At 53.4% G+C, this 22309-nt stretch carries 16 protein-coding genes and 1 tRNA gene; 8 read left to right on the forward strand and 9 right to left on the reverse strand.

What is annotated here, in order from left to right; all coding sequences use genetic code 11:
• Nucleotides 1–181 precede the first annotated feature (181 nt).
• Together AC2FJE_RS15315 and AC2FJE_RS15320 are read left to right on the forward strand one after the other, a co-directional pair.
• A complete protein-coding gene (locus tag AC2FJE_RS15315; RefSeq protein ID WP_058273394.1) occupies nucleotides 182–658 on the forward strand; it encodes a hypothetical protein in 477 nt (158 codons plus the stop codon).
• A complete protein-coding gene (locus AC2FJE_RS15320; RefSeq protein WP_496761112.1) occupies nucleotides 655–1590 on the forward strand; it encodes a polyprenyl synthetase family protein in 936 nt (311 codons plus the stop codon). Before AC2FJE_RS15315 ends, AC2FJE_RS15320 begins: the two co-directional genes overlap by 4 nt.
• Here AC2FJE_RS15320 and AC2FJE_RS15325 read toward each other — a convergent pair whose 3' ends face one another.
• The gene (locus AC2FJE_RS15325) at nucleotides 1591–4872 is read right to left on the reverse strand and encodes an adenylate/guanylate cyclase domain-containing protein (RefSeq protein WP_496756226.1); all 3282 of its coding nucleotides are present in this window, start codon (nucleotides 4870–4872) and stop codon (nucleotides 1591–1593) included.
• Between the two features lie 33 nt (nucleotides 4873–4905).
• Complete coding sequence (locus AC2FJE_RS15330; RefSeq protein WP_496756224.1) at nucleotides 4906–6693, reverse strand: FAD-dependent oxidoreductase; 1788 nt, start codon at nucleotides 6691–6693, stop codon at nucleotides 4906–4908.
• 1524 nt (nucleotides 6694–8217) lie between these two features.
• On the opposite strand from AC2FJE_RS15330, the gene AC2FJE_RS15335 reads away from it, so the two are divergent.
• Nucleotides 8218–9321, forward strand: coding sequence for a hypothetical protein (locus AC2FJE_RS15335; RefSeq protein WP_496761113.1), 1104 nt, complete (start codon nucleotides 8218–8220; stop codon nucleotides 9319–9321).
• Between the two features lie 100 nt (nucleotides 9322–9421).
• On the opposite strand, the gene AC2FJE_RS15340 is transcribed toward AC2FJE_RS15335, so the two are convergent.
• The 6 genes from AC2FJE_RS15340 to AC2FJE_RS15365 all read right to left on the reverse strand — a co-directional run bounded on the left by AC2FJE_RS15340 (nucleotide 9422) and on the right by AC2FJE_RS15365 (nucleotide 15634).
• On the reverse strand, nucleotides 9422–9727 hold the full coding sequence (locus AC2FJE_RS15340; RefSeq protein ID WP_496761114.1) for a hypothetical protein: 306 nt from the start codon (nucleotides 9725–9727) through the stop codon (nucleotides 9422–9424).
• 84 nt (nucleotides 9728–9811) lie between these two features.
• Complete coding sequence (locus AC2FJE_RS15345; protein WP_496761115.1) at nucleotides 9812–10447, reverse strand: recombinase family protein; 636 nt, start codon at nucleotides 10445–10447, stop codon at nucleotides 9812–9814.
• Nucleotides 10448–10703: 256 nt separating this feature from the next.
• Nucleotides 10704–11900, reverse strand: coding sequence for an HNH endonuclease (locus AC2FJE_RS15350; RefSeq protein ID WP_496761116.1), 1197 nt, complete (start codon nucleotides 11898–11900; stop codon nucleotides 10704–10706).
• Nucleotides 11897–12241, reverse strand: a complete 345-nt coding sequence (locus AC2FJE_RS15355; protein WP_496761117.1) for a nucleotide pyrophosphohydrolase — start codon at nucleotides 12239–12241, stop codon at nucleotides 11897–11899. The genes AC2FJE_RS15350 and AC2FJE_RS15355 overlap by 4 nt, the downstream gene beginning before the upstream one ends.
• A gap of 526 nt (nucleotides 12242–12767) precedes the next feature.
• Nucleotides 12768–14357, reverse strand: a complete 1590-nt coding sequence (locus AC2FJE_RS15360) for a hypothetical protein (protein ID WP_496761118.1) — start codon at nucleotides 14355–14357, stop codon at nucleotides 12768–12770.
• A gap of 272 nt (nucleotides 14358–14629) precedes the next feature.
• A complete protein-coding gene (locus tag AC2FJE_RS15365) occupies nucleotides 14630–15634 on the reverse strand; it encodes an AraC family transcriptional regulator (RefSeq protein ID WP_496756222.1) in 1005 nt (334 codons plus the stop codon).
• Here AC2FJE_RS15365 and AC2FJE_RS15370 point away from each other — a divergent pair.
• From AC2FJE_RS15370 to AC2FJE_RS15385, 4 genes are all read left to right on the forward strand, one after another.
• Nucleotides 15624–17174, forward strand: a complete 1551-nt coding sequence (locus AC2FJE_RS15370; RefSeq protein ID WP_496756220.1) for a metal-dependent hydrolase family protein — start codon at nucleotides 15624–15626, stop codon at nucleotides 17172–17174. The two genes, AC2FJE_RS15365 and AC2FJE_RS15370, sit on opposite strands and share 11 nt — an antisense overlap.
• Before the next feature lie 86 nt (nucleotides 17175–17260).
• Nucleotides 17261–17965 (forward strand): DUF3299 domain-containing protein, encoded by a 705-nt coding sequence (locus AC2FJE_RS15375; RefSeq protein WP_496756215.1) that lies wholly within the window; start codon nucleotides 17261–17263, stop codon nucleotides 17963–17965.
• Complete coding sequence (locus AC2FJE_RS15380) at nucleotides 17962–19140, forward strand: carbohydrate porin (protein WP_496756213.1); 1179 nt, start codon at nucleotides 17962–17964, stop codon at nucleotides 19138–19140. Before AC2FJE_RS15375 ends, AC2FJE_RS15380 begins: the two co-directional genes overlap by 4 nt.
• Before the next feature lie 69 nt (nucleotides 19141–19209).
• The gene (locus tag AC2FJE_RS15385) at nucleotides 19210–21060 is read left to right on the forward strand and encodes an amidohydrolase family protein (protein WP_496756211.1); all 1851 of its coding nucleotides are present in this window, start codon (nucleotides 19210–19212) and stop codon (nucleotides 21058–21060) included.
• Between the two features lie 134 nt (nucleotides 21061–21194).
• Here AC2FJE_RS15385 and AC2FJE_RS15390 read toward each other — a convergent pair.
• Nucleotides 21195–21270, reverse strand: a tRNA-Val gene (locus AC2FJE_RS15390).
• Between the two features lie 262 nt (nucleotides 21271–21532).
• Between AC2FJE_RS15390 and modA the strand changes: the two genes are divergently transcribed.
• The gene (gene modA / locus AC2FJE_RS15395; RefSeq protein ID WP_432653452.1) at nucleotides 21533–22306 is read left to right on the forward strand and encodes a molybdate ABC transporter substrate-binding protein; all 774 of its coding nucleotides are present in this window, start codon (nucleotides 21533–21535) and stop codon (nucleotides 22304–22306) included.
• Nucleotides 22307–22309: the final 3 nt, after the last annotated feature.

The following is a 22309-nucleotide window of genomic DNA, read 5'->3' on the forward strand; positions in this document are numbered from 1 at the left end:
CAGATCCCCAAGGTTAATAGATGGTTAACATATCTCGGTACTTGATTGCGCGCCGATCTTCTTGTTTTACTGAAAATCAAATCAACCCATGCCCAAACGCGGTGTGAATATACAGTGAAGATCGGTAGCAAAACACTGAATCTACAAAACTTTATGACGATGGGGGCAATGGAGTAGCAAGATGGATCAAGACGACGGATCATCACGCAATGAGTTTGGGAACCCTGGCTCGATTGACGATATGGTGGCGATGTATCTGGAAGCGCTTGAGGGTGTTCTGGGGTCGCTGCGGGACTACAGCGAAAAGGGTGCACGGGTCGAGCCCGATGTGATGTTTCTGCTTGCGCAGGCGCAAGCCCGGTGGCTCAGTTCAGCTTTGCGGTATTGGCAGCAGATTGCGACCATCGTCTCGACCCAAGGGACAGACGCGATCGAAGCAACCATACCCAGCGCAGATGGCCCGTCAGTGGAAGCCAGACAGCTGATCGTGCTGGACAAGGCCCGTGCCGTGTTGCGCGAGATATCGGATCTGTCGCTGAGTGAGGCAAAACTGTTGCAACGTGATCTTATGGAAATCGAGGCTGAGCTTCGCAAGTCAGTCGGCCCCGAGGGTGACGACCGGGAAGGCCCCCATCGCTATGCAAAATCCAAACCATGAATAACGAAGGTGCCCGCGCCGATTGGGTGATACCGGAACTGGGATTTGAATCTGAAACCGAACGGTTGCGCACTGCCATCGGCGCGTGGGTTGAATCCACACCCGCAGAGATGCGGCCGCAGTTGGAAGAACAGTTTCTGGCCGGCTCAAAGTATTTTCGCCCATTGACCATCTTTGCCTGTCAGACGGCTGTCGGCAGCGAGGAGATCACGGATGAAACCATACAGGCAGCCGTAACGCTTGAGCTGTTTCATAACATGACGTTGGTTGTAGACGACATTCTGGACCAGTCGGACGAACGGCGCGGCAAACCGACCATGCACACGGCCTTTGGGCAACTTGCGGCGCTGATGACGTCCGGGTTCATGGTTGCGGAAGGCTATCGGATGATGGCGACCGAGCCGCAGGTGGTCGGGTTGTTGTCCGAGCTGATGTCCCGGCTTGGCGCGGCCGAGATCGCGCAGTGGAACAGCCGCACGATGCCGCGCGGCGTCGAGGATTGGCGCAAGCTGGCGCAGGAAGACACCGGTTCGATGTTCGAGGTCGCTGCTTGTCTCGGCGACCGTAGCGAGGGGTTGCGCCATTTCGGTGGTCTGCTGGGCACCCTCTATCACGCCTGCGATGACGTGTCCGACGTGCGTGGAACCGAAGCCCTAGGTGGCGGCGGTGAAGAGGACATTCGCGACGGGATTCTAACCCTGCCGGCTGCGATAGCTGTACGCGAACCTGCAATTGCCGAGATGTTCCGCGATCCGAACCCCGGCAATTACGACGCGCTGGCCGAGGCCTTTCGCGCCGCTTTGCCAGAAGCCGAGGCCGAACTGGACCGGATCGCCGCCAGCGCAATAGCCGAGGCCAGACGATTTGCCCGGAACCCCAAAAAGCTGATCACACTTGTGGATCGCACACGCGCTTTGGGCGAAGCCCGCTGATCACAAATAGGCGCGCGCTGCCTTCAGATACTGGCTGTCGAACCCTTCCTCGAACTGCGCCACCAGCGGTTCGATAAGCGTGCGTTGTGCGTCTTTGGTGGGCAGCAAAGATGCCAACCCAAGCGCGGCGCGCAGTTGCCATGCCAAAGCTGACCGGTTTAGGGCTGCGTCGAAAGCAGCGCGATAGTGCTGCTCGGCGCTGCTGGTATCGCCACGCTTCTGTGCCAATTCCCCTTTGACTAGGCTCAGGTCCAGTACGTGGTTCAATTCGCCCCCAACCTGCAGTGGTTGGTCAAGATCGTCTAGAACCCGGGCGGCATCCTCGATCCGGTCCTGTGCCAACAGCAGGCGTGCGTGATTGGCTTCAAAGCAGACGCGGTGGTAATGGACCCCGGCATTCTTGCAGGCGGCAACGGCCGTGGCCGTGATCTTTTCGGCCTCATCCAGTTGACCGAGTTGCGCCATTGCCCGGGCGCGCCAGAAGGAAGCCCAGACACCCAAGAACCTGTACCCATACTCTCCGGCAACCGCGCTGCATTCTTCGGTCAGGCCCATGACCTGTTCCCAGTCACCGTTCCAGTCATGGATGCGGATCACCCCGTTCGAAAGAGCATAGACAAGCGAATAGGGGTCAGGCAGCGACCGGGTGTAATTTAGGATGTCGTTCCCGACCTTCACCGCCTGATCCGGTCGACCCAGGGACCAGAGCGCTGCCGCCCGGAAGCACTCTGAAATCACCTTGGGTTCTGCGGCCGACAGGCGTGGCCCCGGCTGGTCCCATATGCCCTCATCATAGAGCTGTAGAACACGTTCGCCATAGCGCACCGACTCGGCGTAATCGCCGCGGTTGAAATGCGACCAAGTCTGCATCGAGGCGGAATAGACTTCATAGCGGGTATTGCCGCTGCGCGTCGCCTCGTCAGCAAGCGCCGCAAAGGTATCATGCCCCGAGCTCACGTCACCACGCATGGTTTCGAAGGCCCCGATCCCGTATAGAACCGCGACGCGCAGGTCTGGATCGTCAACATCCACAAACAGCTCGCGGGCGCGTTCAAAAGCGGTCTGCGCCTGTGGCGAGGCGTAGCTGGTCGCCGCAAAATGCACCACGCCAATGGTCGACTGCAGTTGCAGCTCCAGCTTTGCGCGATCCGTCAGGTCATCGACCTCTCCAACATATTCCAAACCATTGCTGAGCTGAGCGAGCGCTTCTTTCATCGAAGCCCGGCCCCACGCGGATTTGCCTGCCGTCAGCCAGTAGGGGACAGACCGGTCACCGAGTCCGGCGGCAACAAAGTGGTTTGCCACCTGTTCCGGACCGGACTTGCAACGTTCAGGGAATTTTTCTTCCAGCGTTTCGGCAATCTTTCCATGCAATTGCTGCCGCCGGCGTCGCAATATGGAGCGGTATGCCGCTTCCTGAATCAACGCATGGCGGAACATTAGGCTGTGACCGGTTTGGTCAGGGTATGCCAGGTCGGCGTCACCCAGTTGCGACAGCGAGTCTGAGAGCTCCGGCAACGGGGTTCCGGTCACCTGAGACAGCAGGTCGACATCGAATTCCCGGCCGATCACGGCTCCGATCTGGGCGTATTCGCGGACCGCTCCCAACTTGTCGAGGCGCGCCATCAAACTATCTTGCAAGGTTTCAGGCACCAAATCCGCGCTGTTTCTGGATTCTATCGCAGAGCGGGTCAGTTCTTCGGCGAAAAGCGGTACGCCATCCGACCGTTCCAGCAATTGCTGGCGCTGTTCGGCCGAAAAGGCATCCGATCCTGTCATACTGTCCAGCAGCTCTTCTACCTCGGCTGGCTTGAGACGCGCCAGTTCGCAGGTTTCCAGGTGACCCACCTGCCAGTCATGAGTAAATTCCGGCCTACAGGTCACAAGCAGTAGGATTTGGCAATCGGCGAGTTTGGCGGCAAATTTGGTCAACAAATCCAGCGATGTAGGGTCGATCCAGTGCAAGTCTTCAAAATGCACCAACAATGGTGCCCGCTTGGACAGAACGATGACCTGCTCGATCAGCATGTCGATCGTGCGGGTCTTTTGCAACTCGGGCGAAAGGTTCAGCGGCGGATACCTGTCACAGGGCAGCGAAAACAAAGACGCCATCAGCGCGCGGGCTTCGTTCAGATCGTCTTCGGCAACGACCAGTTTTTCCAGCTTGTCCAGCCTGGCTTCGCTGTCATCGTCCTCCTTGAACCCGAGCACGGTTTCGATCTGACGGCGGATAGGGTACAGGGCCGTGTTCTCAAAGTAGGGTGCGGATTGCAGGTGAAGAACGGTGGCACCTTCGCCCTTGGCCTGATCCACCACCTCATATGTGAGGCGGCTTTTGCCGATGCCAGCCTCACCTGAGACAAGGCAAACACTCCCCTTCTTAGATTTGGCATCCTCCCAGGCCGACATCAGGCGCGTTCGTTCCGGCGTGCGCCCGACCAGAGGCGTAAGCTGCCGCCGTGCCGATGTAACTGCGAACCGGTCCTGGCGCTGAGCTGTGGATATGACACGCCACGCCACCTGGCCGGGCTCAAACCCCTTCAGATGGATGTTTTCCAGCGCCTCATAGACGAACATATCTCCCAACAGAGACTGAGTTCTTTTTCCAATGACAATTTGACCCGGCTTTGCCAGACCCTGCAATCTGGCTGCAAGGTTGGGCGTATCGCCGGCCACTGCTGAGGTTGAATTTACCCCGTTCTGGTCAAGATCACCGGCCACAACCAACCCGGTTGCAATGCCAATGCGCACCTGTAGGCGTTCACCGGCTGCAGTATCCAACGCGGCGACGGCCTCGACAATTTCCAAAGCCGCGCGGCACGCGCGTTCTGCCGCGTCCTCCTGCGCAACCGGGTAGCCAAAATAGACCACAACGCCGTCGCCAAGGTATTGGGCCACGTGCCCTCTGGCCTCTTTAACCAATTGCGAGACCGTATCCTGATACAGCGCCATGAGGTCGCGATAGTCTTCGGGATCAAGCCGCGCCGACAGGGCGGTCGAGCCGACCAGATCGCAAAACATAATGGTGAGGTGTCGCCGTTCGGCGCTTTCCTCGCCCGTCATGGCACCGCTGGGTCTGGGCTGCGCCGCATCCGGTTTCAGCGCGGTGATTGCCTTGCTGATCTTGAGCCGATGACCCAACACCGTGACACCCATTTCTCTGAGATGGTCACCGGTCACATCTTCAAGAATGTCCAGGTCGATACCGTTCTCATCAAATAGTGTGGTGTATTGTGGCAGGCCAATTTCGTTCAGCCATGCCGCAATTGATTTAGTAGTCATCAGTCGTCTCTTATTCGTGCGAGGTATTCTTTGTTACTTTTTACGGGGCTTGCCGTCTTCTGTATAGTTCCAGAACATTGGACCCAGGCCCAAAGTCTTTTCGTTCCACTTACTTGCAGGCAGCCAATCCGTAAACAGCGAACCAAGATTCTCGGGGTTCGGTGTGAATTTTGACTTCGGAAACTTGAAGTCTTTCGGTGGCCAAAGCTTATTGATCCCCAGCGCTTTGTCCGCAAGCGTCCAGGCTTTGGCACTGGCGGCATAAGGTGCCCAGGCGATCTTGAGCGTCTGAAACATCTGACTGGGATAGAAATCGGGCGTGATCACCTCTACCGGTTTACCTGCATCGCCTTTGTCCGGTTCTCTTTGCGCGGCCTGACGGACGCCTTCAGCTGCGATCAGCCCTGTTGCACAAGCTCCTTCGACGGTCGAAACATCTGCGAAATTTCTGACGTAAGTCCCGGCAAGAAACAGGTTCTCGAACTTGGTGTTGACCTCGGGGCGATGTTCCCAGCTACCGGTTAGATTGGCAAAAAGCTCTTCGCCCGTATTTGTGTCGACAGAGGTCTGGAACAGATCGATATCGGCCTCGGTTATCTCTAACTTGGCAGTGATTTCTCGCAGAATATAGTCGATCGCGGTTTTGGGGTTTTTGAGATCCAGAATGAGGTTCTGGTTTTCGTCTCGGCGTTCGGGTTTTACAGACAACAGCGATTTGAAATCCGATACCGTCACATAAAGGAAGGTGTTTTTGAGGCCCCATGTCGCCGAGTAGTTGAGGAACGTCATCTCATAGGGCGTATCCATGAAAACCACCACTTCCGTAGGGATGCCGGGTAGTTTCCGCTTGAGATAAAGCTCCACCGACGCCATCGGTTCGGCTTCCAGATATCGCAACTGGCCCAGGGCAGGGTCAGCATTGTACAAATCATCGGTCACCATCGATGCCATCCCACCAGGTGTAATGCTGATGATCACATTCTCATCGCTTATATCTTCGACGATGTCTTTCTTTGCGACCTTCCAATCGGGATTAACCGATGGCGACTTGGTCACCTTGTCGAACACCAGCCGCTCGATCCGAGTTCCATCCTCACTGGGGTGAACTTCGCGAAGTCGGTGACGGTATTTGAGTTCGAACCGGTCACCAAACTGCTTGAGCTTGGCATGGAAAGGATCAATCAGGGTGTCCTTCTTGGACCCATCAAACAGCCAGAGCTGCGGAACGGGAACGCGGTTGCCATATTTCAGGAATGTTTTGTAGCTGCGCGCTGAGGCTTGCCAACTGTCGATGGCCCAGACGGTCTGCCAGATCTTCTCATGAAGTTGGGCGACCTCATCGGTGCAATAGGGCCGCCCGCGCAGCCAGCCGTTGAACGACATCCGGTCAAGCTTGTCATCTTCACTGTCCGGGATCGAAAGCAGATCGACCATCGAATACATGAACAGGAAGAGTTCAGCAGGCGGCGCTGCGCCACCGGTGAGGTTGCGGTAAAAATCCTGAATGCCGCCGGGGTTCACCATTTCGGGCATGTTGTCGAGATCACCGTCATAGAGGAACTTGAAGGCTTCGCGTGGTGTGAAGTTGTCTTCAATTCCCAGGTCTTCTGCGACCGACCAGAAGTTGTAATACCAATTGCACAGCATGTGATAGCTATGTTCGCGCGGATAATCGCCGTGGTCGTGCTCCTTATGGGACCGCAACATTCCACCAATGAAATTGTCCTGCTCATACAGCGTGACGTGGTATCCCCGCTCCAACAAACGAAGAGCTGCGGTGAGCCCGGCGATCCCGGCCCCGACGATAGTTACCTTATGCATGCTCACTCCCTCGGTTTTCTGCGTCACAAGCCTGCAAACCCAGACCGGCGCCGTCAAAACTTATCTAAGGTTACGCTGCTTGGGGCATCAAAGGAAACTATTTCAGAGTGTTGCAGGAAAATGATCCGCAGGACGAAGGAGAGCGGTTTTGCAATTTCGCAAGACCACACGGCGCGCGCAACGGGCAAACCTCTCACGAAGCCCTTTGATACATGTTGCAGCAATCCGAAAAGTGTCCCGCGGGTCCTGACCCTGGTCTGCGTAGGTCGGGCGTTTTGGGATTGTTGCCATGGCCCAAATCTCCTGTTTCGGAGACATCTTTTTCGTTTCAGGGCAGCCAAGGCGTAGCGGACGCAGTTTCACGCGCAGCACAACACTAGGTGCCAGTCGCGTAGGTCCTTGGTACATTGTAGGGAGAGAATGGTGGGTGATGAGAGACTCGAACTCTCATAACTTCACCGCAAGGTCCTTGTTTTTATAGCGCTTTCCAGTCGCTGCCTAGATGATGATGTACTCCTTAAATGTACTGACGGTCAACACTCGTCGGCTGGCCAGCATCAACAATCAAACGTGCGGAACCTGACCAGATGAGTCGCTTCGGGGCTTTGTGAGAACCGGAATACAGGTTCCAACCCGCTTAACAATGGCTTAACTGAGGGTATTTCCATGTGTCTTTGCAGCTCGATATTTGCTGCTAAGTATCCATTGCGACAAGTTGCTACTTGGCTCCACTTATCAACAATTGTTAGTCTCACTTCGAAACCGTTTGAGAGTTATCGCGATGTTGCTTACTTTCAGGTTTCAAAAAGAAAAAACAAAAAATGGGATAGTGGAAAATGTTCAAGCGACTAGTTTTCGCCGGGGTACTTCTAGTGCTTTCAGGCTGCGCTGAGTCAATAATGCAATCATATGTCGGGCGAGACATTACAGATGTGATACTCGACTACGGTCAGCCAGATAACGTGGTCAAACTCCCAGATGGCCGGTTTGCGTTTCAGTGGAGCAACACGACGTCCTACACGGCACCAACGACAACAAATGTATACGGCTACGGAAACAGCGCTACTGCCTACACGTACGGTGGTGGAACGACTTATTCGGAGTGCCTTTACACTTTGTTCGCGAAACCAAATCCACAAGATAGCTTTACAGTGATCGGCTATAAAAAACCGACTTTGATGTGTGCATAGTACAACCTGAATCGCTAGAGCGGGATTGCTAAAGTACAGACGGTCCCTTCTAGCTTTTTGGCACTCCCAAATGAAAAATGTCAAACCTAGCGGGTCGCCTGTGTGGCTGACGCTCGAGGCGCGTTGGAGGAAGGCAAACCTATGCCCCGCTAGTCAAGTATCCGAAATACCGGTGCAAAGGACAGTTTCAAGTGGAAACCTCAGCTATACTATGAAGCCACATTGTGAAATTTGGTGTCGTTAATACGTCTCAACAGGCCCAAAGATAACATCGGCTAAATTCACGTTGCAGAGTAACTAGCGGTTTGGAGATCGACGAAGGAGTACTAGCCCGTTGGAATACACTAAGTTAGCGATAGTATTGTTTATGGGGACACTTTTGGCTTCTGCGACCGGGGCGCAAACTGGCAAGGTGCCGAAATCTAACAATCACATCGAGGGTGGTTTCTCGATAGTTGAGTGGAACGGCGTCAAGGCGCTGAAACTAACTGGCCCAATAGAATATGGAACGACTAAGAAATTCAATGAGTTGTCCGAATTTGCGGAACCCGCGGCGCATGGTCTCCCCATACTCTTATTAGACAGTCCCGGTGGAAGCGTGATGGAGGCGTTAATTTTTTCGGCCGCTCTGAGAAATCGCCCATTTCATACGATTATCCCAAATGGTGCGAGTTGCGCATCGGCTTGTGCGTCAGTTGTATTCATTGCCGGTCAATATCGAACGATGGAACCTTTTGGTCTGTTTGGTCAGCACTCATGCGCGGTAGACGATTTGCCAGATCAAGAGTGCAACGAATTACTTGCTCAACATGCATTTCAACATGGCGTTTCACATGGTGCGGTCGCTGCATTTGTGACTGCGACTCGACCAGAAGACATGCTTTGGTTTTCGAGGGAAGATATCGATGGGTGGGGTATTTCTAGATACCCCGGAACAGAAAACACTAACTTCGAAAAAAGTGAACCAAGAGCGATTCAAGCGTTTCTCGGGGAGAAACCTGAACCACAAAAGTTCTGGCGACTGGACAATTGGTTCCGAGGGTGGAGAGCTTTTTATCGTCCTGTTGCCGATGACGAGCGAGAAATGCAGATAAATCAGTTTTGCATTGAGGAAGTTCCTGGGACGCTGTTTCTCGCTATGGAAATTCACGGTCCTCTAGAAGCAGTGAAACAGGCTGTGAATACTGTAGAGTTGAAGTCTAGTGCTTTCGCCCTTCAGTATGATAGGCCCTATATCTTTGAGATGGATAAGCGTGTGAGCGCAGTCAGCATTGCGATCCCAACTGAGTTCGTTAAGAAATGGCTGTTGGAGGTTTCAGATTTTGAGTTTCGTATCAACACTAAACAACCTTATGATCCGATCGTAGCCTGGGGAAATCTTGAAGGTAGCAGGGAGAATCTCATTTTTGCCGCCAACCACTGTGATTACGGAGAGTAATCAGGATTGAGTGCGCTTCATGTTAGTTTTGTTCAAGCTGGCAGTAACCTTCAAGTAATTCCGCTAAAGTAGCTCTAGAGCGTTCCCTTGGGCGGCTAGTCTAAGGTAATGGCTTGTCGGATAGAAGCGCCCATACGTCTTCGCTACTTTCCGAAGCACGGGCGTCCATTTCGATCAGTAGTCTGGCTGTCTCTTCTCGATTAGCACCAATAACATTGGACATCGTTTCCATTTTCCGCCACCCATCTGGACCCGGATCTCGCAATAGTTCCTTAAGGAGCTTCTTGCGCTTTTGGTCCAGATCGCGCTTTGGCGCAGTCTGGAAATGGTGAATGACTAAATGGCTAGCGGTGGTCACCATTCCTCCGACAATCACACCGCCCATCGCAATAAAGAAATCTGACATCACGTTACTCCGTTTTTTTGAAAAAATAAGCCGTCTTGGCTGTCATAGGCCTGACGAAGAGATCAATTTAGAAGACAAAAAAGTTCAAAGACCCCATCTAGCTAATGTCGCCTCTGCTGCTGCAGGGTCTTTCCTTATTCTTAGGATTGTCTGACGGGTTAGCGCAGTGGCTTTGGCGATCTCTGAAGCACCCCAACCTCTTGACAGCATGTCAACGACGTCTGTTAGCGTTTCCCGGTTATAGCTAGGTTTTTTCCCACGATATTTGGATTCGTTCCGCCGGGCGGCCTCTATACCAGCCTTCTGGGCCTCCTTCGTGGCTTCAGACTGTGCTTGTGCTGTGGCGGCCATAAAGGCAATCAATGCGTCTCTAACGGCTTCCTGCATGGGGTCTGCGGTGGCACCGTCGAAGGTGAGGTTGTTTATCACCGTCCGCACGACAACACCTTGTCTCATGAAGTGCCTTATCGTGTCTGTTACGTCTTGGTAGTTGCGGCCCAAGCGATCAACCCAGCGGACCACTAGCGTGTCACCGTGGCGCAGTTTATCGTACAGCCGCTTCCCTTCGGGTCTTTCCTGCAGGGTGGTGCTGACACCCGATACCCCGTGGTCTGATACAACCTCGTCGATCACAAACCCAGCAGCCTCAGCTTGCGCTCGCTGATGGTCAAGTGTCTGGTCAACGGTTGAAACTCGTGCGTACAGGATGGTCTTGCTCATGTCTTCCTCGTGTCCGTTTGGGTGATGTACGTTGATATGAGTGTACGTAGAAACAAGTCAACCCTTGCGGACAGTCTTTGTTCCAGCTCCACAGATGTACGCGGAGGTATACCCTTGCGGAAACAAGTGTTAGGTCAGTCGATCCGACCCACTGCCTTTCCAATTCAGGTGGGATCGCGCTTCAGTCATTCAGCCGATCTTGTTTTTAGCCCATTTAAAGAAGTCTATCGGGATCGGCTCTGACCCTATTACCTGTTTAGAGAGACTGCGACATCTCCTGAACCCTGAACTGGAGCGCTTTTTTTGAAGGCCATTGTTGCTGGCTTTTGGGCAGAATTATCTTAGCGCCATGGTAAGCCTTGTATGGAGATGCCAATAGCGCCGCTGACACATGAACTCGGTAGCTATCTGGATCAATATTAATAAGGCTTAGGTCAAACAAAGTGTGAAGATCAGTCCGAAGGAGCAAGCCGTTGGTTATATGGTTAGTTTCTTCCCCTCGATACGGAACTATGTGCGCCGCTTCTAAGACAGCTACAACATCCGTGCGACTGATTGCGCATTTGTAGTCATAAGCTGCCAACAATCTATCTCGAAAGCTCTTTTGGCCTCGTCGAGCGGCGATACTACGAAGTACCTGGGTGCGTCCGTCCTTGAGGTGACTTGGGTCAAATGCGACCAATGAAGCCTCATGGTCAACAGCAGTCTCAGCGGCAACTGAAACTCGCTCGATGCTATTCGGCTGGCACTCCATCAAAAGTGGACAAAACAACTCGAGGGCATCTTCGAAGGCAGAACTGATCAGTCTCTCGTCGACGACCTCTATGGGGAAGTTCTGAACGATAGAACCTCCACCCTCCGCGCGTCCATTTTGCTGAAGTTGACCAAGCATTGAAGAAAGTGAATCCCACTCATCGAAACCACGATCTCCACGACTAAGTCTCGCTTTTCTATTGAAGTGCCAATTTCCAGACTGCTCGATTTGTAGAGCGATTGCGCTCGCTAATTCGCTGTCTCTTGGTGGGAGTTTGGCGTAAATACGAGGTACTATTTCCCGATTGCGTGCTTTCACGCTGGGGTCGTGGTAATCTGCTTCGTCGATAGCTACAGCAAATCCAATTTCAACGCCCCGCTCCGACGCTATCACATATATTTGTGGCATCTTCCCGAACGCGCCAGAATCCGATCCACATACTGACATCCAAACATCAACGGGCCGATGCCCTCTGGCTCCATACTTTGGAGAGTAATTCATTGGCTTCAGCTGAAGCTGAGGCGCGTAAACGGACTTCTCCATCGAACTTGTCACAATTGCTTTTAGAGCATCGTGGATACGAGTGTAGCGTTGCTTGTCTGCCTCACTCACGAATGATGTCGGGTTCTGTCGACTACCGAAGGCATTTCCGGGCGCATCCCGATACTTATCAAAGACAATGAAATCGTCCGGTGTCATTTGTGCGCCTTACTCTGATCTTTAGGTTTCGCGATTCCCCGCGAAGTCTCCTCTGGATAGCGCTGCTCATTGACTGCGATTTTCGATTTTATTGCTTCCTCGAGGTCGACGTCCACAGCAGCGCACAGCAAAACCAAATACTGCGCGATGTCTGCAGCCTCAGAGGCAATCGCCTCTCTTTCCTGCTCTGAAACAGGCTCTTTTTGGTTTCTCCATTGAAATATCTCCAACAACTCTCCTGCCTCTATTGCAACAGAGATGGCGAGGTCTTTCGGTGTGTGGTACTTTTTCCAGTCGCGCCGAGCTGCGAAGTCCAACAATTTCCTCTCGATGTCTTTCATGCAGAAACTCTCCTTTAAAGAACACATCTCCCAATTCCATGCCCGACTGGCAATGGTCACAACGACGACAAAGGGGGAGAAAACTCTTCCGGCAGTATATTCATGGGCGCTCAGATATTTGCGTCGTGTATGTACCCGTACGTTTAAACATTGGATTTCGGCGTGGTTTATCGAGTTGCAGCTATCCCATAACTACAAGACTTCTCCCGAACAAAAAAACCTCCAACGAACTGTCGCTGGAGGGCTGTAGAGTGTGTGCTTTGACCCACGCACTGGGACTGAGAATCCCAACAGGGTGTAGCTATAGTGATATGGCTATAGGATTATACCGGGGGGAGGATGTAGCAACAGAAAGCTACATACAAAGGCTTAGCATAGCTATAGTATAGCGGGGGCATTTTACAATGGTGGAACTTAATTATAAGTCTTTGTTAATAATGATATTTTTTACTTCTTGATTTTCAGCCTGCAGCTTGCCCAAACACAGTGTTCCCGCAAAGAACAGCTATAGTTTTTTCGCACCGCATCAGTCGACCTTATATGGTTTTACCATCCGCATCTGAGCTGCCAAACCGGGAAGCATCGCATCGCTTTTGCCGTATCCCTCAGCCGAAGACCCGCGTGACCGACCTGTTATGTACAGCTTAGCGGCGTCTGTCATATGCGCGATCAATGCCACGTCTTCGAACAGGTGTCTCCAGCCGTGGTTCGGTGCCAATTCGCGCCGCGTCAAACCGAGATCATTTCTGACCCAGTCACGGATGTTCCCCTGCGATCTATTCGGGAACAAGCGTCTGATCCCGCGTCGACGTCCGTCTTCGACAAATCCAATCAATCCTTCGTCAATTAGTGCGGGGTGTACCGGGACACGTCTGATACTGTATCCGCCCTTGATCAACTTGTCGTCCTCTGAGGTGAGCCTGTAGAACCAGTCATCGCCGACGCAGAAAAAGTCGTCCGGCCCAAGCTGTGCCACCTCTCCGATACGCGCCCCAGAATATGCACACATCCAAGGCAACCAACGGCGCTCCGGCTTGCTTTCGTTACGTGCGGCCTTGAGGATGATTTTTGCCTCGTCCAAGCGGATGGTACGCGCTGCGCTATCTGTTGCCTCTGCTTTCGGTGGCTTAACCACGTCCAACGGGTTCTTGCCGGGAAACACCTCGCCCAGCCCTTGCTCTCGCGCCCATTCGATAACTGTTTTCACGTTCTTGAAGCGGTCGCGAACTGTTTTGATCTTGAGCTTTCCAGCCTCAAGCATGTCGGTCAGCCATTGGTCCGCTTGCTTGGCGTCGATAGACAGAACGTCGTCATTGCCTCTGGCTGCATCGAACTCAGCTACAGCTTGCCTGTACTTCTTTTCTGACCGTTCACGCAGCGGCGCTCCACCACGCCCAGAAGCCCGTCGTTGTACCTCTTTGTCGATCACTTCAGCAAAGGTCAGTCGGGCGCGGCTAACAAGTTCTGTTGGAGCTGCGATCTCGAAGGCTGGGTATTTGTTTGAATCGCCGCTGTCGGAGTAATCGCCGAGCGCTTTAGCTTCGTTGATCTTCGCCGCCTCATTCATAGAATTGTGCAGATGTCCTATCAGCTTGGTTCGCGAAGCTGCTGTTATACGCAACTGATGGCGGTTGAGAATAGCATCCGCAAGACCGCCAAACCTCTGTTCCATCCGCTCGTGTTCTTTGGAGGGGTCATCGACCTGTAATTCGTTAGTCCGCCCCGTACGAGCCAGTTCGTTCAGCTTCAGTACGTCCGCCCACATCTCACTGTCGCCGGGATTTCCATCCGGTATTCGAACGAAATCGGCTCTGACTTCGCCTGCTAAGGCCAAGGCTTGTTTGTGGTTGAGTTCCACTGGACCTTGTCTCAAGCTCTCCCAGTGGGCTTCTACGCCAGCTAAGGCGGCAGGGAACCTCTGCCGTGCTTCCTTCAGGTTTGATGTTCCGAGAGGTAGCTTCGCGTGTGTCCCGACTTTACGATTTATGATCTGGCCATTGATCGTCGCTGTCACGTACGTTCCCTTGGCCTTGCCCTTGAGATCGGCAGGGACCGCGACTCGGCAGTAATACGAGCCTTTGATCAGAGTTGGATTTGGCATTAAGAAACGACCCACGATGTACTCCCGCGATGTACTCCACACGGCAGCGTCATGTCTTTATTTTAAAGGACGCCAGTAAAACAAGGGCTGTTTGATGGTGGGTGATGAGAGACTCGAACTCCCGACATCTTCGGTGTAAGCGAAGCGCTGCATGCACCGCCGCAGGGGCAATGGGTCAATTGTCCCTCTGTGATCCTTAGATAGTGGCTCCAAAAAGTGTGTTGCAAATCCTTGTCGGCCCGCACTTGGTGTGTAGTGGAGAAGCAGTCCAAGTATTCGCAACGTAACTATACGCCGAGGCGGAAATTGGTCGGTGTCATTCCGGTTTGACCTCGGAAAAAGCGAGTGAAATGGGACTTGTCGGAATAGCCGAGCATCAAACCAATCTCCGCAATTGTCATCTGGTCTTCTTTGAGGTGCTCTTTGGCGACATCGACACGCAGCCGTTTGATTTCACGGGGTAGAGTTGTGCCTTGTTGCTGAAGCGCTTTCAGAAACCGTTCCGGGCGTATTCCCAGCATTCCAGCCACCATCTCTGGCCCCAAGTTGGTTTCATCTAGTTTGTCGCGTAAGACAGAGCGCAAAGCTGCCACCACGGTTACTTCTTCCTCTTGTTGAGGTGAAGCTATGGACTTGGCAGAGCCCTCAGAGACATGGTGCAAAAACAACCATCCCACAGGAAAACTAATTTGCATTCCGGGATCAGTCCCAAGGCCAACCTCGATCCCTTTATAGTCGATAGGCAGCCCATTGATGTATCTGCTTTCCCATCGCACGCGAGAAGAATCCCAGGAATCTCCGACGACGGTCTGCAATAGGCGTACATAGATTGCGGCACCAAAACCGGTCACCTGAATGGGCGGGACAGTTGGTTCCTGTTGCCTCTCGATACGATAAGTCGCCTTGTCTGCTTCAATCACAAGGCTGTGCCGCACAGAATTGGACTCCTGCGGTACGAGCCCAACAAAGCGGGTAAAAAACTCGTATAGCGTTTTTGTAGATTGCAAGGCTTGAGCGAAGGGCGGCCATCCTTGTAGGTCAAACACCTCACCTACATTCAGTCCTAGGTATCGATCTCCTGATACTTCTGAGAAGGCATTCACCAAACCGTAGACTAGCTCTGAGTGAACGAACACGGATGGGTCAGACAACAGTTCGGCTTTCAATCCGACCTGGTCCAATGCTGGTTGCGGATTGATCTTGCGATCGGTGAGGTATTGCAAAAACGGAGCGGCTAAGGAGAGGCGAATAAAGCCCTCGCTATGCTCTTGAGAGGTGGAGTTGAAAGGCAAGCTCGTCACCCTTGTGATGATTGGTCGATTTATTCAGTGGCCATTTTTACGATCACATTCGAACACGCCAATTCAAAAGTGGCAACCGAGGCAAAGTTTTCCGGACTACAGTTGGCAAAACATGAATATGAAGGGAGTACTTATGTCCGGTCTACGAATGTCGCTTTGCTCGACGGTAATTGTCGCTGCAGGTCTTGCTTTTTCAGCGTCCGCGCAGGCTCAGGATCAAGAAGAACCCCAAACGTTGTTTACCAACGTGCACATCTTCGATGGCGTGAATGAACAGCGTATCGAGAATGCCAGCGTATTGGTCGAGGGCAATCTGATTAAGGCCGTATCAACCGACGCAATCGATGCCCCCGACGCTACGGTCATTGACGGAGAAGGGAGGACACTGACCCCCGGCTTCATCGAAAATCACGCACACCTGATGCTGCCAGGACCCACGTTGCCCGCAATGGAAGCCAACAGCACTTGGGAAGACCTCGCGATTCACGGCACTCAAATGGCTGAGATGTACTTAATGCAAGGCTTTACCACCGTAAGAGATGCAGGTGGCGCTAATGGAGGTCTTCGCCGCGCAATCGACACCGGGACCATTGCCGGGCCGCGTTTCTACCCTGCGGCTGCTTTTCTAAGTACGCGTGGTGGCCATGCTGATTTCGCCAACTTTACGGCGCCTGTTGGCCAGTCTTCGAACTTCAGCCGTCTGAATATGGCCCAAGAAGTCGACAGCGTCTCTGACATGTACAAGTTTGCTCGTAACAACTTCCGGATGGGAGCAACACAACTGAAGTACATGCAATCAGGCGGTGTAGTTTCAGTGTTTGACCCGTGGCAGTTATTGGCAGGATCGACGGCAGAGTTAGAAGCGGCCGTGCAGGTTGCCAACGAATACGAAAGCTACGTCATGGCCCATTCCTACCGCAAGGAAACGATCATGGCGGCACTGAATGCTGGTGTGCGATCAATTGAACACGGGTTCATGTTTGATTGTGAAATATCAGCGCTGATGGAAGAGAAAGGAGCCTACATCACGACCAATCTCACCGCATTTGATCCAAATCTCTTCGATATTCCTGCCATTCGAGATGTCCCAGCCAGCTTACGAAAGGCACAGTCAGCTACGCAGGCTTTTGGCGACTACATAAAAAACATGAATGAGTGCCCAGCTAAAAGAGGGTTTCACACGGATTGCGTAGGTTCTGTAGCCGCCTGCAATATTCAAATTGCCTATGAAAAACATCTCAATAATGAGTTCTTTGGCTCTCACGCCTCGTTGGTCGCAATGACATCTACTGGCGGTGAAATCGCCGCTTTGTCCGGACCATTCATGAACCCCTATCCCGAGGGCAATCTGGGTGTGATTGAGGAAGGAGCCTATGCGGACATCCTGCTGATCGACGGTAACCCACTAGAAGACTTCTCAGTTGTGGGAACTGGTGATCAGTGGTTTGGCGCCGACCCGAGGCCTGAAAGCCCTGATACGATCCGGCTGATCATGAAGGACGGTGTGATATACAAAAATACACTGAAATAACCCCAAAACTCGACCGGAGAGTATTCATGTTCTTTTGGTTTCGCTCCATCTTGCTCGCGGGTTTGGTCTGTTACGGTCATTCCGCCATGGCAACGCCAAGAACGGCGCTGGACTGGGTCGATCTTCCAGACCCATCTGTGCAGGTATATGAAGATCCCTATCGGGACCTCAGCCCCGAACAGTTCGACGACGTCCTTTTCGTTGTGCGGATGCGTGGCAGACTGCAGCAAGACGCTGGCAGCGCGGAAGAAAGACTGAAATGGCAGGAGCTTCTGACCGAAACCGAGGATGCCTTGGCGGGAGTTGACGTTGATGTCGATTGGTTGCTCGATCAAAGAGAGATTGTGAAAGAACGGCGAAGAAAGGCAGGAACAAACGGAAATCCAAAATTCGACGGTCAAACAATCACACTCGCGGGCTTTGCCATTCCTGCTCCGAGTGATCCGGACGGACGGCCTGTCGCATACTTGGTGCCAGAAAGAGGGATGTGCAGTCACATGCCGCCACCTCCGCCCAACCAGATGATACGTGTGCGGCTGAATGGCGACTGGGCGCCCAGCTATTACCACGAACCCGTTCGGCTGACGGGCACGCTGACTATCGATCCTTCTGTTCAGAATATGATGGTTGTGGGCGGCCTCGTGCCTATGAAAGCGACTTTCCAGTTAGAGACGGAACGTGTCGAAACTCTGGAAACTGAAGCAGACGGGCTGGAATGGAAGCAACGTGCTGCTGATCGCATCCGAGCGGCGGGCCATCGCAAGACCGGCGGGGCAAAGGCGTCTGAATGATAAGATTTCTCGTTGTCGCACTGAGTATTGTCTTTGCTGGCGCAGCGTCGGCTCAGGGACTATCCGGGCCATCTTCGGTTGAAGCTGATCTAAAGCCCGGAGATGGGCTAACCGATCCGCAATACCGTTCCGATTTTCCACGCAATATCGCTCCGGGTTGGTTTCAGTGGAAAGACCGACTGGCTGAGGGAGGGTTTCGGTTCAACGTGGACTATTTGGCGTTGGGCCAAACCTCGAACGCGAATCTGGGGGAGGGCGAAGCTTCCAGTGGAATTGCGCGGTTCTATGGCAGTTGGCAGGCGACTGAACGGGGGTCTCTGACATTCAAGATCGAAGACCGGCACAGTTATACCAATGTTGCCCCGCAATTCCTTGGGCTAGATGGTGGAGCCCTTTCGATCACAGGGACGGCCTTCAACGATAATGGTTTACTGCTGACCAACCTGTTCTGGACCCAAAGGGCCGAGAACGGCGCGTGGACGCTGCAAGTCGGGCAGATTGATGTAACAGACTTTGTGGATATCTATGGGTTGGTCAGCCCTTACAGTGGTTTCCAAAACCTGTCTTTTAATACCAATCCGACAATTAACACGCCCAACCAAGGTCTTGGCATTGCCGGTGGGGTAAAGCTGAGCGAAAACTTCTACGCTGTTGCGAGCGTCTCAGACGCAAACGCCGACCCGTCTGATCCAAACTTTGATGTGTTTAGCGACGGCAATCTCTTTAAATCGCTCGAACTCGGCTACACCTCCGGGTTTGACCGCATCTATTTCGACAATATCCATCTGACCCTCTGGCATGCGGATGCGGCCCACGATGGCAGCCGCCCTGAAGACTATGGGGCTGCATTTTCAGCGGCATGGTTTGTTGGCAATAAATGGATGCCATTCTTTCGGGCAGGGGCCTCAAAAGGAACAGCGGCGCTTTACGATCGGTCCATCTCTGCAGGTTTGGGATATTACGGTCGCAATACTGATCTGGCCGGGCTGGGCCTGAACTGGGCCGAGGCAAGAGGTATAGACGGTGACCAATTCACGCTCGAAGCATTCTACCGTTTTTCAATCTCGCCCGGACTGCAGATCACGCCGTCACTGCAGTTCATTTCTGACCCGCTGCAGGACCCCACTCAGGACCGTATTACGCTGTTCGGCCTAAGAACCCGGATCGTTTTCTAGTGTGAGTCGAAAGCAGACGCCAAAAACAACAAAACACTCAGTTTTGTCGACAAAAGAGAGGATCTATCCATGCGTACCTTGTTTCTGGCATGCACGTTGTCTGTGTGTTCGACTTTGTGTTTCGCGCAGACTTACGACGTTGTCATTCTCAACGGTCGGGTAATGGACCCGGAAACCGGGTTCGATCAGATCGCTAACGTGGGAATAAGCAACGGCTGGATCACTGCAATTACTGACGAAGAAATTAATGGTAGCGAGTCCATCGACGCAACAGGGCACGTTGTTGCCCCCGGGTTTATCGATCTCGAGCAGCACGGGCTGGACCCTTGGGGTATCAAGGTAAACCTTCGTGATGGCGTTACGACTCAAATGGATTTTGAGGTTGGGGCAGCGAACATCGACGAATGGTATAGTGCGCGCGAAGGCGCAACACAGGCAAACTATGGCACGGTCGTTGGGCAAGAATTCGCACGGATGCGGGTTCATGACGGCCTCGTGCTTGAAGGTGGGGATATAGACTTCCGGAACTTCTTCGCACTGCGGGCACAATCCGTGGAAGATGGCGTCGAGGGGTGGTCTTCTGTTCCAAGCAACCGCGAGCAGATGAACGAAATCACTGCCCAGTTGGATGAGGGACTACGTCTTGGAGCACTCGGTGTGGGATCGACCATCGGCTACGCCCGCGAAGGTATTACCACCTATGAGATGTTCGAAGCGCAGCGGGCTGCGGCACGTTACGGTAGACTGACTTCCGTCCACCACCGATTTCATCCCAGTGCTTCTACACCGACAGAAACACAGACGGGTGTAAATGAAATCTTAGTAAATGCGATGGCGCTTAGCGCTCCGCTCCACATACACCATGACAATGACTATGGCTGGTGGGAAAATCAGGAAAAGCTCCAGATGGCCCGCGACCAAGGCTACAACGTCTGGTCCAGCTATTATCCTTGGACTGCCGGATCGGGAAACTACGGAGCCTCGATCATCGCCCCTGAAAACTGGGAAGGTTCGATGGGGTACAAATACGAAGACACCATCTTTGACCCCCAGCTCGATCGCTTCGTGACAAAAGACGAGTTTTTGAGCTTCGCTGAGAATGAACCGGGACGGACGGCAATTGTTTTTAGCCCGCCAAGGGAGCAATGGCTGAATGATTGGATCACCATCGCAGGCTATGGCATCTCGGGCGACGGTATGGCCGGGCTAGACATCGAGGGCAATTTGATGAGTTGGGATGCCCCCTACGAAGACTATGCTGGGCATCCTCGGTCAGCAGGCAGCCACGCGCTTGTCTTGAGACTGGCGCGCGAAGCGAATGTGCCGCTTATGCTCACACTCACTCAGCTAAGTTACATCCATGCGAAGCGATTGGGTGACACAGGTTTGCGAGCGATGCAGGTGCGTGGGCGAATGCAAGAAGGCATGGTCGCGGACATCACGATTTTTGATCCGGAGACTGTGACCGAAAAGGCGAACTATACTCTCGGTCAGCAAGGTCTTCCCTCAGATGGCATTCCGTATGTGCTCGTTAACGGATCCCTTGTTGTTAAGAACAGTGAAGTGCAGCGAGATGTTTATGCCGGACAGCCGGTCCGGTTTCCAGTCGAGGAGAGCGGGCGTTTCGTTCCGGCTGGTCGCGAGCAGATCATGGGTATTCTCACACCGGATACCGGCACGGCCCGTCCAACGCTGCTCAATGATATCACAAATAGTGAAGCCAATGTCGCACCTGTTGCTACACCAACCAATCAGATTGCATCGATAGAGCCCACCGACCCCTTTGATTGGTTTACACCTCGCAACGGTCTAGATGACAGTACTCTATTCTATTGCGTCGTGCATGCTCGCTTCGAGGACAGCGCAACAGCAAAACGTGATTATGCGAAGGCTATGTTGTCTAAAGCTGGGGGACAATAAACTCGAGCTAATAGAGAAATACAGAGCAAACTACCTACCAGAATGCAAAGACGATGCGCAGCAAACACAGTTCCACGGACGGCACAACAATAGGTGCTAGTCGCTTAAGAGCTTGACACATTGTGGGGAAAGGATGGTGGGTGATGAGAGACTCGAACTCCCGACATCTTCGGTGTAAACGAAGCGCTCTACCAACTGAGCTAATCACCCGTGACGGTGCATTTAGCTAAGCCTGCGCCCGGGTGCAAGAGGGTCTGGCAGAATTTCTTTCCCAGAATCTGATTTGTTGGCCACTGACAATTCAATCGGGCAGGAAATTCGCCGTGCCTCGTGTTGCGGGGTCTTTTCGATTGTGAGGGGCTTATCGTTTTGCGTTCTACGTCGTGGGTGATTGCAAAGGCGCTTGCGTGTCACCTGCCGCCTCAGATATCCCCAAAGGAACTGCAACTTTCCAGGCGGGAGAAAACCGATCCTGTCCCACGCGCGCCGAGTTCTGATTGCGGCCCTGGTTCTGGGCGCTTTGACGCTGGCCCCGCTTCGCGCGGGGGCAGAGGGGACTTTGGTGTTTGCTGCGGCCAGCCTCAAGACTGCGCTTGATGAGGTGGCATCTGAATTTGAGCAGGAAACTGGGCAGGGCATAACTGTATCTTACGCGGCCTCGTCCGTTCTGGCGCGCCAGATTCAGTTGGGTGCCCCGGCAGACCTGTTCATTTCCGCCAACGTTGATTGGATGAATGTGCTGCAAGATCAGGGCCTAATTGACCCCACAACTCGTGTAGATTTGCTGGGCAATGGCCTGGTTCTGGTCGCTGGGAGCGAAGGGGCTGACATTGGCGAAATGCGGCCCGGGGTCGCTTTGGGCTCCGCACTGGACGGTGGATATCTGGCCATGGCGCTGGTTGATGCCGTGCCGGCTGGGATCTACGGAAAGGCGGCGTTGGAAAGCTTGGGGCTGTGGCAGGGCATTCAGGGTCAGATCGCCCAGACGGATAGCGTGCGTGCAGCCCTTGCACTTGTTGCCACAGGTGCTGCCCCAATGGGGATCGTCTACCGATCCGACGCGCAGGTCGAGGGACGGGTTCGTGTCATCGCCGAATTTTCGCCCGACCTGCATCCGCCCATCATCTACCCGGCGGCTCTGACGGCTGCCGGTGCTGAATCCGCGCGGGTGTTTCTGAATCACCTGCAATCTCAGGCCGCGCGGGCTGTTTTTGAAAAGCAGGGTTTCACCCTGCCGAACGGATAGCGG

It is taken from the genome of Ruegeria sp. CDSC002 (genome assembly GCF_059610905.1).